Source organism: Micromonospora sp. DT48 (genome assembly GCF_049844495.1).
Taxonomy (GTDB): Bacteria; Actinomycetota; Actinomycetes; order Mycobacteriales; family Micromonosporaceae; genus Micromonospora.
The window spans coordinates 101787-114313 of record NZ_JBNCLE010000014.1; the positions used below are offsets into that span (position 1 = coordinate 101787).

Below are 12527 nucleotides of genomic sequence, written 5' to 3' on the forward strand. Positions count from 1 at the left end.
ACGGCTAATGTCTCATCATGGAACGGCGAATCTTCGGTCTGGAGACCGAGTACGGCGTCACCTGTACCTACCGCGGACAGCGGCGGCTGTCCCCCGACGAGGTGGCCCGGTATCTCTTCCGCCGGGTCGTGTCCTGGGGCCGGTCGAGCAACGTCTTCCTGCGTAACGGGGCGCGGCTCTACCTGGATGTCGGCTCACACCCCGAGTACGCCACCCCCGAGTGCGACTCGGTGGTCGACCTGGTCGCCCACGACCGGGCCGGTGAGCGGATCCTGGAAGGGCTGCTCATCGACGCGGAGAAGCGGCTGCACGACGAGGGCATCGCCGGTGAGATCTACCTGTTCAAGAACAACACCGACTCGGCCGGCAACTCGTACGGCTGCCACGAGAACTACCTGGTGTCCCGGCACGGCGAGTTCGGCCGGCTCGCCGACGTCCTGATCCCGTTCCTGGTCACCCGGCAACTGATCTGCGGTGCCGGCAAGGTGCTCCAGACCCCGCGTGGTGCGGTGTACTGCCTGTCCCAGCGGGCCGAACACATCTGGGAGGGGGTCTCCTCGGCGACCACCCGCAGCCGGCCGATCATCAACACCCGCGACGAGCCGCACGCCGACGCGGAACGCTACCGCCGGCTGCACGTCATCGTCGGCGACTCCAACATGAACGAGGTCACCACGCTGCTGAAGGTCGGCACCGCCGACATCGTGCTGCGGATGATCGAGGGTGGCGTGGTGATGCGTGACCTCACCCTGGAGAACCCGATCCGGGCGATCCGGGAGGTGTCGCACGACATCACCGGTCGGCGCAAGGTGCGGCTGGCCTCGGGCAAGGAGATCAGCGCCCTGGAGATCCAGCAGGAGTACCTCGCCAAGGCGACCGAGTTCGTGGAGCGGCGCGGCGGCGACCAGACCGCCAAGCGGGTGGTCGAGCTGTGGGGCCGGGTGCTGCGGGCGGTGGAGACCGGCGATCTGGAACCGGTGTCCCGGGAGATCGACTGGGTGAGCAAGCTGCGCCTGATCGAGCGGTACCAGCGCAAGCACGACCTGCCGCTGTCGCACCCCCGGGTGGCGCAGATGGATCTGGCGTACCACGACCTGCGCCGGGGTCGGGGCCTCTACGCGTTGTTGGAGCGGCGCGGCGCGGTGGACCGGGTCGCCACCGATCCGGAGATCTTCGAGGCGAAGGAGACGCCGCCGCAGACCACCCGGGCCCGGCTGCGGGGCGAGTTCATCCGGCACGCCCAGGAGAAGCGGCGGGACTTCACCGTCGACTGGGTGCACCTGAAGCTCAACGACCAGGCGCAGCGGACCGTGCTGTGCAAGGACCCGTTCCGGGCGTACGACGAGCGGGTGGAACGGCTGATCGCCAGCATGTGACCGGCCGACCGGGGCCGTGTCGAACCGGCCGGCCCCGGGTAGGCTGGACCGGCCATGATTCCTTCTGAACCGTCCACCCCGGGTGCCCAGCGGCAGACGTGGCTCGAACGCCGCCGCGAGAAGATCCGCGCCGAGGTCGAACGTAACCGTCGCGGCGAGTACACCGTGCCCACCTGGGTGCTCGCCCTGGCCCTCGCGCTGATCGTGGGCGCCTGGGCCGCCCTGGTCATCCTCGCGTGAGGTGAAAGGAAGGGCACCTTATTAACGCCTGCGGTAGAGCAGGGGCCCCTTGTTAACTAACGCTGGCCGCGTGGACTAACGCTGGGCCGCGTTAACTAAGGCTGGGCTGCGCCGTCAGGCGGGCGGCGTGCCGACCGGCCGCGGCGGCGGCGAGGAAGTAGGCGTGGTCGGCGTCCAGCCCGCGCCCCATCGTCGACAGCGGCACCGGGCTGCGCCGCAGGGCCGCGTCCAGCCCGTCCGTGTCCACCCGGACCAGCGTGTGTCGCTCGCCCAGCGGGGCCAACGCGGCGTCGACCTCGGCGGCCAGCGTCGGGTCCAGGCCCGTCGGCACCACCAGCTCCGCACGGGCCAGCGCCACCCGGCCGTACGCGGTGAGACTGTGGTGCGACACGCCCCGGTGCCGGGTCCGGGGGTCGGCGTCGGAGATCCGCAGCGAACCGATCGGGTGACCGCCGAGGGCGGCGACGGCGTTCACCGCCTCGCCGACGGCCACCCCGGAGAATCCCCAGCGGGTGCCGGTGCCGAGATTGCCCGGCCCCTGCGCCACCACCGCCACGTCGGCGTCGAGCACGTGCCGGGCGGCGAGCAGCCCGCTGTGCAGCGTCGATGCCTCCAGGTCGCCGCCGAACGCCTGCCCGACGCTGATCGTGCCGACCAGGTCGTCGTGCAGCCCGGCGAGGGTGCGGGAGAACCAGGCGGGCAGCGCCCCACCGTCGGTGAGCAGGTACGCCACCCGCGCCTCGGGGGCGTCGAGGTGGATCCCGGCCAGGATCGCCGGCAGGGCGGAGTGCAGGTCGGCGGTGACCACCGGCAGCCCGGCGAGGTCGTCGGCGGCGGCCAGGATCTCCCGGTGCGGTGACGCCTCCTCGTCGACACCGAGCAGGATCGGCTGCAACGGGGTGTAGCGGGCCTTGACCAGATGCCCCGCGTCGCGGGTGTCGCCCGCCTGCGGCGGATCCGGCGGCAGCCGCTCCGGCAGCGCCACGACCAGCGCGTACCCGCCGGTGCCCAGGCCCATCAGCAGCGCACCGGCGTTGAGCAGCACCCGGTCGCCCGGCTCCGGCTCACCCACCAGCGCCGGGTAGGCCAGTGCCCGCATGGTGCCGCCGTCGTCCACTTCGACGTCCAGCTCCACCGCCCCGGCCCACCGCCTGCGCAGCCCCGCCACCGTCCCCGCTCGCCACCGCACCATGCCCGCACGCTAACCCCCACCCCGCTGTCCGCCGCCCACCGGGTGCCATCCGCCGAGCACGCTTACCATGGGGGCAAACCCTGATGAAAGGCGCGTTCCGGCGACCACCGTCGCCTGATCGGCGAGTCGGGGTGAATGGGAGTATGTGGGCGTGGCGTGGGGTGGATGCGTGACGGGTGTGGGCTGCTAGCGTCTACGGGGTGTCGCGCAGCCGCACCGAACGCCTGGTCAACCTGGTGATCTGCCTGCTGTCCACGCGGCGGTTCCTGACCGCCGCGCAGATCGCCGCGACCGTGCCCGGTTATGAACACGATCTGGACGACGCCCGGGAGCACGAGGCTTTCCAGCGTAAGTTCGAGCGGGACAAGGCCGAGCTGCGGGAATTGGGCGTACCGCTGGAGACCGGGACGGCGAGCGCCTTCGACACGGAGCCCGGGTACCGGATCGCCCGCCGGGAGTACGCGCTACCCGACATCCCGCTCCAGCCGGACGAGGCCGCCGCGGTCGGCATCGCCGCGCGACTGTGGCAGCACGCGGGTCTGGCCGCCGCCGCCTCCTCGGGGCTGGCGAAGCTGCGCGCGGCCGGTGTGGACGTGGATCCGCAGGCCACCCTCGGACTGGAGCCGATGGTCACCGTCGACCCGGCGTTCGCCCCGCTGACGGCGGCCGCCCGCGACCGGCGGGAGGTCCGCTTCGACTACCGCGTCCCGGACCGGGACGCGCCCGCCCGCCGTCGGCTGCAACCGTGGGGCGTGGTCTGCTGGCGCGGCCGGTGGTACGTGGTCGGCCACGACCTCGACCGCGACGCCACCCGCTGCTTCCGGTTGTCGCGGGTGGTGGGCGTGGTGCGGGCCACCGGTGAGCCGAACGCCTACCAGCCGCCGACCGACGTCGACCTGATCAGTCACGTGGCCCGCTGGTCCGGCCCGATCGAGCGACCCGGGCGGGCGACCGTGCTGGTCACCCCGGGTCGCGCCGCCGGGTTGCGCCGCTGGGCGGTGGAGGTCACCGCCGGGCCGGAGGCGGACCGCGTGGTCCTGCCGTACGGCGACGCCTGCTGGCTGGCGGGTCACCTCGTCGGCTACGGGCCGGACGTACGGGTCATCGACCCGCCCGAGGTGCGGGAGGCGGTCATCCAGCGGCTCAAGGAGATCGCCGCCCGCCACGACGCCCTGGCGGTGCTCCCGTGAGCGGCCCGACCCGGCCGGCGGCGCGTGCCGGTTCCCGGGCCTCGGCCGATCGGCTGGCCCGACTGCTGAACCTGGTGCCGTACCTGCTCGCCCGGCCCGGCATCGAGATCGCCGAGGCGGCCGGTGACCTGGGCGTCACCGAGCGGCAGCTGCGGGAGGATCTGGAACTGCTGTGGGTCTGCGGGCTGCCCGGGTACGGCCCGGGTGACCTGATCGACATGGCGTTCGACGGTGACCGGGTGACCATCACCTACGACGCGGGCATCGACCGGCCGCTGCGACTCACCCCGGACGAGGCGTTGGCGCTGGTGGTGGCGCTGCGGATGCTCGCCGAGACCCCCGGGGTGGCCAACCGGGAGGCCGTCGAGCGGGCCCTCGCGAAGATCGAGGACGCGGCCGGTGACCTGGTCGCCGCGCCGGTGGAGGTACGACTGCCCGGCGACACCGGGCGGGTGGAGCAGCTGCGTGCCGCGGTGCAGAGCGGCCGGGCGCTGCGCATCACCTACTACACGGCCACCCGTGACGAGACCACCGAGCGGGTTGTCGACCCACTACGGGTGTTGATGACCGGTGGCGTCACGTACGTCGAGGCGTGGTGCCGCCGTGCCGAGGCGGTGCGGTTGTTCCGGGCCGACCGGATCGACGCGGTGACCGAGCTGGCCGAACCCGCCGTGGTGCCGCCGCAGGCCCGACCGCACGACCTGCGTGACGGGGCGTTCCGTCCCTCGCCCGACCTGCCGCTGATCACCCTGCGGATCGGGCGGGGGCAGCGGTGGATCACCGAGTACTACCCCTGTGAGCGGGTCGAGTCCGACGGTGAACGGTGGGTGGTGTCGCTGCGCGTCACCGATCTCGGCTGGGCCCGCCGGTTCGTGCTCGGCCTCGGCCCGGACGTCGAGGTCGTCGCCCCGGCCGAGCTGGCCGGGCAGGTCCACGAGTCGGCGGTGGCGGCCCTGGAGGCGTACGCCCGGCCGGTGCCGGCCGGTGCGGACCCGGCAGCGACCGGCGACAGGCAGTAGGCTGGCCCGCGTGCTGAAGTGGATCGTGCTCGCCCTGGTGCTGGTGCCGCTGGTTCTGCTCGCGCTGGCGGTACGACCGGTGTTGGCGCGGCTGCCCCAGCTGCGCCGGGCGGTGCTGGCGTTGCAGCGGCGGGTCGACGAGGCGACGGCGCTGCGCGAGTCCGCCGAGCATCTCCAGCAGCAGGCGGAGGGGCTACAGAGCCGACTGGACACCACCCAGCAGCGACTCACCCTGATCAGGGCGCGTCGCGGCGACTGACGCGCGGTCGACCGACGCACCGCGCGGTGCGCGTTCCTGCCCGTACGGTGCATTCTCGTGCGCGCGGAGGGGTCACTTCGCGCAGAAAGATCCAGCCGCACGGTTGACGTGGCAGTTCCCGGTGGCCGAGACTGCAGCCACCGGGACGAACCCCCTCCGCCCCGGCGGGTGGCAACGGCCCTCGTCGCACGTACGATGGGCTGCGATACCACCCCCGTTGGCACAAGCGACTGGAGCTTCACATGGGTGCCCTCAAGCCGTGGCACATCGCCGTACTCGTGGTCGTGCTGATCCTGCTCTTCGGTGCGAAGCGGCTCCCCGACGCCGCCCGGTCCCTCGGTCGCTCACTGCGGATCATCAAGGCCGAGACGAAGAGCCTGGCCGACGACGACCGCGACCTCGCCGGTAAGGCCGACGCGCAGGCCGGCTACCAGCCGTACCCGCCCCAGCAGCAGCCCTACCAGGGCACCGTGCAGCCGCCGGTCGACCCGGTGCAGCGCGTCCGCGATAACTGATCCCCGGGTCCGGTAGCCGTGGCCTTCGGACTCCGCAAACGCGGACCGAGCAACTTCGAGCGGGCCGCCGACGGCTCGATGACCCTCATCGAGCACATCCGCGAGCTGCGTGACCGGCTGTTCCGCGCCTCCGTGGCGATCATCGTCGGGCTGATCGGGGGGTACCTGCTCGCCCAGCCGGCGTTCGACCTGCTGAGCCAGCCGTACTGTCGACTGCCCGGGATGATGGTCGACGGCGAGTGCCAGAAGTTCCTGATGCTCGCCCCGGCGGACGGCTTCGTCCTCAAGCTCAAGTTGGCGCTCTGGATCGGTCTGATCCTCGCGGCCCCGGTCTGGCTCTACCAGTTGTGGGCGTTCATCGCACCCGGGCTGCACCGCCACGAGCGCAAGTGGGCGTACGTCTTCGTGGCGATCGCGGCTCCGCTGTTCGCCGCCGGTGCGGTCCTCGCCTTCCTGGTCGTCGACAAGGGTCTGGCCTTCCTGCTGGAGGCCGGTGTCACCGGCACCGACTCGCAGCTGGAGGTGACCCGCTACATCAGCTTCGTCACCACCATGATCCTGCTGTTCGGGGTGGCGTTCGAGTTCCCGCTCACCCTGCTGATGCTCAACTTCACCGGCGTGGTGAGCGCCCGGCGGCTGCTCAGCTGGTGGCGGGTGGTGGTGTTCGTCTGCTTCGCGTTCGCGGCGGTGGCCACGCCCGACCCGGGTCCGTTCGGCATGACGTTGCTGGCGCTGTGTCTGTCGCTGCTCTACTTCATCGCGGTCGGGGTGGCGTTCCTCAACGACCGGCGGAGGGGACGCGGCAAGGAGGTCTACGCCGGGATCGCCGACGACGAGGCGTCCCCGCTGGAGTTCGACCGGGAGTCGGTGGCGGCGGGACCGTCGGTCGGCACGGTCGGCCCGATCGACGCACCGGAGCCGGTGGCCAAGCCGCTGCCGATCGAACGACGCTACGACGACGTCACCTGACGCGTCGTAGGACCGACTGCCTGGCCGGCGTGGTCGCGTCCGCGCCGGCCCAGGCAGTACGGTGCTCGCCGTGACCTCAGACGATCACCCCTCGGTGCCCGACGGGCCCGTCGCCGTGCTGGCCAACCCGACCGCCGGGCGGGGTCGGCACCGGGGACTGCTGCCGGACCTGCTGGATGGTCTCGCCGCAGCCGACCGGCCGGTGCGGCTGCTGCGCGCCGCCAGCGCGGTGCAGGCCGAGGCGGCCTGCCGGGCCGCGGTGGCCGAGGGGGCCGCCGCGCTGGTCGCGGTGGGTGGCGACGGCACGGTGCACCAGGCGATGCAGGCCGTCGCCGGCACCTCGGTGCCGTTCGGGCCGGTCCCGGCGGGCACCGGTAACGACTTCGCGGTGGAGACCGGTTTCCCCGCCGACCCCCGGGCGGCGGTCGAGGTCATCACGGCGGCCCTGCGTGAGGGACGCAGCCGACCCGTCGACCTGGCCCGGATGACCGGGGCGGACGGCACCCTCCGCTGGTACGGCGCGGTGCTCGCGGCCGGTTTCGACGCGATCGTCAACGAGCGGGCCAACCGGATGCGCTGGCCGCGTGGTCCCCGCCGGTACGACCTGGCGATCCTGGTGGAGTTGGCCCGGCTGCGGCCACGCCGGTACACCCTCACCCTCGACGGCGAGCGGATCGAGGTCGACTCGGTGCTGGTGGCGGTCGGCAACGGGGCCAGTTACGGCGGCGGGATGCGGATCTGCCCCGACGCGGACCCGACCGACGGTCTGCTCGACGTGGTGGTCGGCGGTCGGTTCGACCGACGGACGCTGATCCGGGTCAAGCCGCGCATCTACGCCGGCACCCACGTCGCCCATCCGCTGGTACGCACCTACCGGGCCCGCACCGTCACCCTCGACGCGCCGGGCATCACCACGTACGCCGACGGTGAACGCTCCCTCGCCCTGCCCTTGACGGTCACCGCCGTCCCGCGCGCCCTGCACCTGCTCCGCTGACCGTCCCACCGGTCTGCGTGGGACCGGACGCGGGCCGCAGGTGCCGGTGACGCCGGGATCAGGCGGCGGGCTGGATGAGGTCGAGGACGGAGCCCAGCGCGTTGGGGCGGCCGGGATCGGCGGCGGGGAGGATCAGGGCGGCGCACCCGGCGGCGACGGCACCCGCGTCGGCGGGCGTGTCGCCGACCATCAGCGACTCCTCGGGGTCGACGCCGAGCATGCCGCAGGCCCGCCAGAAGATCGCCGGGTCGGGCTTGCACCGGCCCACCTCGTACGACAGCACGTAGGCGTCGACCAGGTCGGCCAGTCCCCAGGCGGCGAAGAGCGGTCGGATGTCGAAGCCGATGTTGCTGACCACCGCCACCCGGACACCGGCGGCCCGCAGCGCGGCGAGGGTCGGCGCGGTGTCGGGGTAGGGCACCCACCCCTGCGGCGTCAGCACCCGCTCGTACAGCGCCTCGGCGAACCCGTCGATACCGGCGTCGACCGTCTCGGCCAACCCGGTGTAGGCGCCCCGGTGGGCGTGCTCGTACAGGTCCCGGTCGGCCCACAGCTCGGCCAGGTGGGGCGGTACCCGCGCCGGCAGCGGCCCACCGGCGCGCCCGGCGGTGAGCAGCCGGTCGGCCAGGGCGGTCGCGCGGGCCCGGTCCAGTTCCACGCCGCACGCCGACGCGGCGGCCAGCACCCACTGGCTGGGCTCCTCCACCTGCGCCAGCGTGCCGTGGAAGTCGAACAGCACCGCCCGCACCCGCCGACGGGACGGGCCCCGATTGACGTCGGGTACGGGAACGGTCGGTTCGGCATGATCCGGCACGTGGTGCACCCTACCGACCCGCCCCGACCACCCCGACGGTCGGCCTTGCCGGGTGCTCGTCGGAGGCACGCACTAATCTTGAAGCATGTCGAGCCCCGCCGAGCGGTATGCCGCGGCACGCCGCCGGGCCGCCCAGGCCTCACAGTTTCCGGCACTGGAAGAGTTCACCGCTGACCTGGGGTTCGACCTCGACGACTTCCAACGGGAGGCGTGTCAGGCCCTGGAGCGGGGCAGTGGCGTGCTGGTCTGCGCGCCCACCGGCGCGGGCAAGACGGTGGTCGGCGAGTTCGCCGTACACCTGGCGTTGCGGGGTGCGCCGGGGCGGCCGGAGCCGGTCGACGGTCCCCGCCGCAAGTGCTTCTACACCACGCCGATCAAGGCTCTGTCGAACCAGAAGTACCACGACCTGGTCGACCGGTACGGCGTCGAGCAGGTGGGGCTGCTCACCGGCGACAACGCCATCAACGGCGACGCCCCGGTGGTGGTGATGACCACCGAGGTGCTGCGCAACATGCTCTACGCCGGCTCGGCCACCCTGGAGGGCCTGGCGTACGTGGTGATGGACGAGGTCCACTACCTGGCCGACCGGTTCCGTGGCGGGGTCTGGGAGGAGGTCATCATCCACCTGCCCGCCTCGGTGACCCTGGTGTCGCTGTCGGCGACGGTCTCCAACGCCGAGGAGTTCGCCGACTGGCTGATCACGGTGCGGGGCGAGACCACGGTGGTGGTCAGCGAGCACCGGCCGGTGCCGCTGTGGCAGCACATGCTGGTCGGCAAGCGGATGTTCGACCTGTTCCACGACGCCGCCGCGGCCCGCAAACACGACGTGCACCCGGAGTTGCTGCGCTACACCCGGGACACGATGCGCCGCCTCGACCTCGGCGAGGGCCGGTTCGGCGGCGGGCGGCGCGGGCCACGCTGGCGTGGCCCGATGCGCCCGGACATCGTCGACCGGCTGGACCGCGAGGGGCTGCTGCCGGCGATCCTGTTCATCTTCAGCCGGGCCGGCTGCGACGCCGCCGTGCAGCAGTGCCTCGCCGCCGGGCTGCGGCTCACCTCGCCCGAGGAACGCTCCGAGATCCGCCGGGTGGTGGAGTCCCGGGTGACGGCGATTCCCGGCGAGGACCTGTCGGTGCTCGGCTACTGGGAGTGGCTCGACGGCCTGGAGCGGGGGCTGGCCGCCCACCACGCCGGGATGCTGCCGGCGTTCAAGGAGGTCGTGGAGGAGCTGTTCGTCAGAGGGCTGGTCAAGGCGGTCTTCGCCACCGAGACCCTCGCCCTGGGCATCAACATGCCCGCCCGGTGCGTGGTGCTGGAACGCCTGGTCAAGTACAACGGCGAGGCGCACGTCGACCTGACTCCGGGGGAGTACACCCAGCTCACCGGGCGGGCCGGTCGTCGGGGCATCGACGTGGAGGGGCACGCCGTGGTGGTGTGGTCCCCGGAGACCGACCCCCGGCACGTGGCGGGCCTGGCCTCCACCCGGACGTATCCGCTGCGGTCCAGCTTCCGGCCGTCGTACAACATGGCGGTGAACCTGGTCGGCAGCGTCGGCGCGGAGCCGGCGCGAGCGCTGCTGGAGTCCTCGTTCGCCCAGTTCCAGGCGGACCGCTCGGTGGTCGGCCTGGCCCGCCAGGTGCAGCGCAACACCGAGACCATCGAGGCGTACGGCGTCGAGGCGGAATGCCACCACGGCGACTTCGACGAGTACTTCGCCCTGCGGGTGGCCATCGCCGACCGGGAGCGGGCCATCGCCCGGCAGGGGCAGAGCCAGCGTCGGGCGGCGGCGGTGACGGCCCTGGAGCGGCTGCGGGTGGGCGACGTGATCCGGGTGCCGTCCGGACGTCGGGCGGGCCTGGCCGTGGTGCTCGACCCGGCGGCCGGAGGGTTCAGCGAGCCGCGTCCGCTGGTGCTCACCCAGGATCGCTGGGCCGGTCGGATCAGCCCCGGTGACTTCACCACCCCGGCCGAGGTGCTGGCCCGCATCCGGGTGCCCAAGCACTTCAACCACCGTAACCCGGCCGCCCGACGTGACCTGGCGGCTCAGGTCACCGGCACCGGCCTGGACCGGCACTCCCGCCGGGGCTCCCGGGGGCGACGCTCCACGGAGGACCAGCAGCTCACCCAGCTCCGTGCCGAGCTGCGCCGACACCCCTGCCACGCCTGCCCGGAGCGGGAGGAGCACGCCCGCTGGGCCGAGCGCCGCCGCCGGTTGGAGCGGGACACCGAGGAGCTACGGGAGCGGGTCGCCGGTCGGACGGGGTCGTTGGCGCGTACTTTCGACCGGATCGTCGCGTTGCTCACCGCGCGCGGCTATCTCGCTGCCGACGGCGCTGTCACCGACGCCGGTCGGATGCTCGCGCGGATCTGGACCGAGGCGGATCTGCTCGTGGCGGAGTGCCTGCGGCGTGGGATCTGGGACGGCCTGTCACCGGCCGAGTTGGCCGCTGCGGTCTCGGTGGTGGTCTTCGAGGCCCGCCGCGACGTCGACGAGCGGCCCTCGCTGCCGCGCGGCGCGGTCGCCGAGGCGGTCGACGAGACCCTGAAGCTGTGGGGCGAGATCGAGGCCGACGAGGCGGCGCGTGGCCTGGCGGTCACCCGGGAACCCGATCTGGGTTTCGCCTGGCCGATCTACCGCTGGGCCCGGGGCGAGGCGTTGGCGAAGGTGCTGACCAGCGGGCAACTCGACGGCGAGATGCCGGCCGGCGACTTCGTCCGGTGGGCCCGCCAGGTGGTGGACCTGCTCGGCCAACTGGCCGACTCCGGCGGTGCCTCCACCGAGTTGCGGGCCACCGCCCGGCAGGCGATCAACGCGGTCAACCGGGGTGTGTTGGCCTACCACTCGCCGGCCTGACCGCCCCCGACGGCGGTCAGCCCTACCGACGCGTCGCTGCGTCACCGTGGCGGCACGCCCCGGAGTGCCCGGGGGCCCTGCTGTGCCTGGTAGAAGCGTCCCGGATCATGTCATCGGCGCGTGCGCTACGCGCCGGTAGCAGCTCTGGGGGGAGCCCACGTGGCAGAGATCAATCATTTCGAGTACGGCTGGATCACACCGGCGTTGAGCTACGCGTTGTCGGTGCTCGGCTCGATCCTCGGCCTGGTCTGCGCCGGCCGGATCCGGACCGCGACCAGCACCGGTCAGAAGCTCTGGTGGGGGAGCCTGGCCGCGTGGGCGCTCGGCGGCACGGCGATCTGGACGATGCACTTCATGGCGATGCTCGGGTTCGCCGTGACCGGGACGCGGATCCGGTACGACGTGCCGATCACGGTCGCCAGCGCGTTGCTCGCGGTGGTGGCGGTCGGCATCGGATTGGCGATCGTGGGCACCGGTCGCCTCTCGGTGGCGCGGATCCTCGGTGGCGGCCTGTTCACCGGTGCGGGGGTGGCGGCGATGCACAACACCGGCATGGCGGCGATGCGGCTTGACGGTCGGCTGCTCTACGACAACCTCCGGGCGGGGTTGTCGGTGGTGATCGCCGTGGTCGCGGCCTCTGTCGCGCTCTGGCTCGCGGTGACCGTCCGCAGGCCGGTGGCGATCTTCGCCTCGGCGCTGGTGATGGGGGTGGCGGTCAACGGAATGCACTTCACCGGGATGAGCGCCCTGTCGGTGCACCTGCACGACGAGCCGGCCGAGGTCACCGGGGCCGGTGTCGGTACGCTGCTGATCCCGATCGTGCTGCTGGTGATCTTCGGCGTGGTCGGTCTGGTGTACGCGCTGCTCGCCGCGCCCAGCGACGACGACCGGGCCGCGATGGCGTATCTGGCTGCCCGGCGGACGCAACCGGCCACGGCCACGGCCTCGGCTGCGGCGGGCGGCGAGCCGGATGTCACCGCACCCGATCCGGTGGGGCTGCGCGCCCGGTCGACGCTGGCCCGGCCCGGCACCCAGTTCCCGTCCCGTCGGGACCGTCCGCCGCGTCGACCGTAGCGGAAAGTGTCGTACCCGGTACCGACCATGT

At 72.7% G+C, this 12527-nt stretch carries 12 protein-coding genes; 10 read left to right on the plus strand and 2 right to left on the minus strand.

Translation table 11 applies throughout. The features are described from left to right. The first annotated feature begins 17 nt into the window (after positions 1-17). Entirely contained in the window at positions 18-1376 is a 1359-nt protein-coding gene (pafA, locus tag ACLQ2S_RS18520; protein WP_155219802.1) for a Pup--protein ligase, read from the plus strand. 54 nt (positions 1377-1430) lie between these two features. Then, the gene (locus ACLQ2S_RS18525; protein WP_155219799.1) at positions 1431-1616 is read left to right on the plus strand and encodes a hypothetical protein; all 186 of its coding nucleotides are present in this window, start codon (positions 1431-1433) and stop codon (positions 1614-1616) included. A gap of 91 nt (positions 1617-1707) precedes the next feature. On the opposite strand, the gene ACLQ2S_RS18530 is transcribed toward ACLQ2S_RS18525, so the two are convergent. Beyond that, the gene (locus ACLQ2S_RS18530; RefSeq protein ID WP_155219795.1) at positions 1708-2808 is read right to left on the minus strand and encodes a DUF3866 family protein; all 1101 of its coding nucleotides are present in this window, start codon (positions 2806-2808) and stop codon (positions 1708-1710) included. A gap of 200 nt (positions 2809-3008) precedes the next feature. Here ACLQ2S_RS18530 and ACLQ2S_RS18535 point away from each other — a divergent pair, with 200 nt between their 5' ends. The 6 genes from ACLQ2S_RS18535 (at position 3009) to ACLQ2S_RS18560 (ending at position 7754) form a co-directional block, all read left to right on the plus strand. Next, positions 3009-3998: a helix-turn-helix transcriptional regulator gene (locus tag ACLQ2S_RS18535; RefSeq protein WP_425702181.1), complete on the plus strand. Its 990-nt coding sequence runs from the start codon at positions 3009-3011 to the stop codon at positions 3996-3998. Further along, the gene (locus tag ACLQ2S_RS18540) at positions 3995-5017 is read left to right on the plus strand and encodes a helix-turn-helix transcriptional regulator (RefSeq protein WP_309223508.1); all 1023 of its coding nucleotides are present in this window, start codon (positions 3995-3997) and stop codon (positions 5015-5017) included. The genes ACLQ2S_RS18535 and ACLQ2S_RS18540 overlap by 4 nt, the downstream gene beginning before the upstream one ends. 10 nt (positions 5018-5027) lie before the next feature. Continuing rightward, on the plus strand, positions 5028-5276 hold the full coding sequence (locus ACLQ2S_RS18545) for a hypothetical protein (RefSeq protein WP_309223507.1): 249 nt from the start codon (positions 5028-5030) through the stop codon (positions 5274-5276). 242 nt (positions 5277-5518) lie between these two features. After that, positions 5519-5791, plus strand: coding sequence for a Sec-independent protein translocase subunit TatA (gene tatA / locus ACLQ2S_RS18550; protein ID WP_155219792.1), 273 nt, complete (start codon positions 5519-5521; stop codon positions 5789-5791). An 18-nt stretch (positions 5792-5809) separates the two neighbouring features. Next, positions 5810-6760 carry a twin-arginine translocase subunit TatC gene (gene tatC, locus ACLQ2S_RS18555; protein ID WP_309223506.1) on the plus strand — a complete coding sequence of 317 codons (951 nt, stop codon included), beginning with the start codon at positions 5810-5812 and terminating at the stop codon, positions 6758-6760. 61 nt (positions 6761-6821) lie between these two features. After that, entirely contained in the window at positions 6822-7754 is a 933-nt protein-coding gene (locus ACLQ2S_RS18560) for a diacylglycerol kinase (RefSeq protein WP_309223505.1), read from the plus strand. 58 nt (positions 7755-7812) lie between these two features. Here the strand turns inward: ACLQ2S_RS18560 and ACLQ2S_RS18565 are convergent, their stop codons facing one another. Next, complete coding sequence (locus ACLQ2S_RS18565; protein WP_309223504.1) at positions 7813-8568, minus strand: HAD family hydrolase; 756 nt, start codon at positions 8566-8568, stop codon at positions 7813-7815. An 85-nt stretch (positions 8569-8653) separates the two neighbouring features. Between ACLQ2S_RS18565 and ACLQ2S_RS18570 the strand changes: the two genes are divergently transcribed. Continuing rightward, positions 8654-11422, plus strand: a complete 2769-nt coding sequence (locus ACLQ2S_RS18570; RefSeq protein ID WP_155219786.1) for a DEAD/DEAH box helicase — start codon at positions 8654-8656, stop codon at positions 11420-11422. A gap of 159 nt (positions 11423-11581) precedes the next feature. Next, complete coding sequence (locus tag ACLQ2S_RS18575) at positions 11582-12496, plus strand: MHYT domain-containing protein (RefSeq protein WP_425702182.1); 915 nt, start codon at positions 11582-11584, stop codon at positions 12494-12496. The last annotated feature ends 31 nt before the right edge of the window (positions 12497-12527 follow it).

Excerpts from the sequence above, each read along its gene's own strand:
- ACLQ2S_RS18570 (WP_155219786.1), top strand. The coding sequence starts at position 8,654 with ATGTCGAGCCCCGCCGAGCGGTATGCCGCGGCACGCCGCCGGGCCGCC.
- pafA (WP_155219802.1), top strand. The coding sequence starts at position 18 with ATGGAACGGCGAATCTTCGGTCTGGAGACCGAGTACGGCGTCACCTGT.
- tatA (WP_155219792.1), top strand. The coding sequence starts at position 5,519 with ATGGGTGCCCTCAAGCCGTGGCACATCGCCGTACTCGTGGTCGTGCTG.
- ACLQ2S_RS18525 (WP_155219799.1), top strand. The coding sequence starts at position 1,431 with ATGATTCCTTCTGAACCGTCCACCCCGGGTGCCCAGCGGCAGACGTGG.
- ACLQ2S_RS18530 (WP_155219795.1), bottom strand. The coding sequence starts at position 2,808 with ATGGTGCGGTGGCGAGCGGGGACGGTGGCGGGGCTGCGCAGGCGGTGG.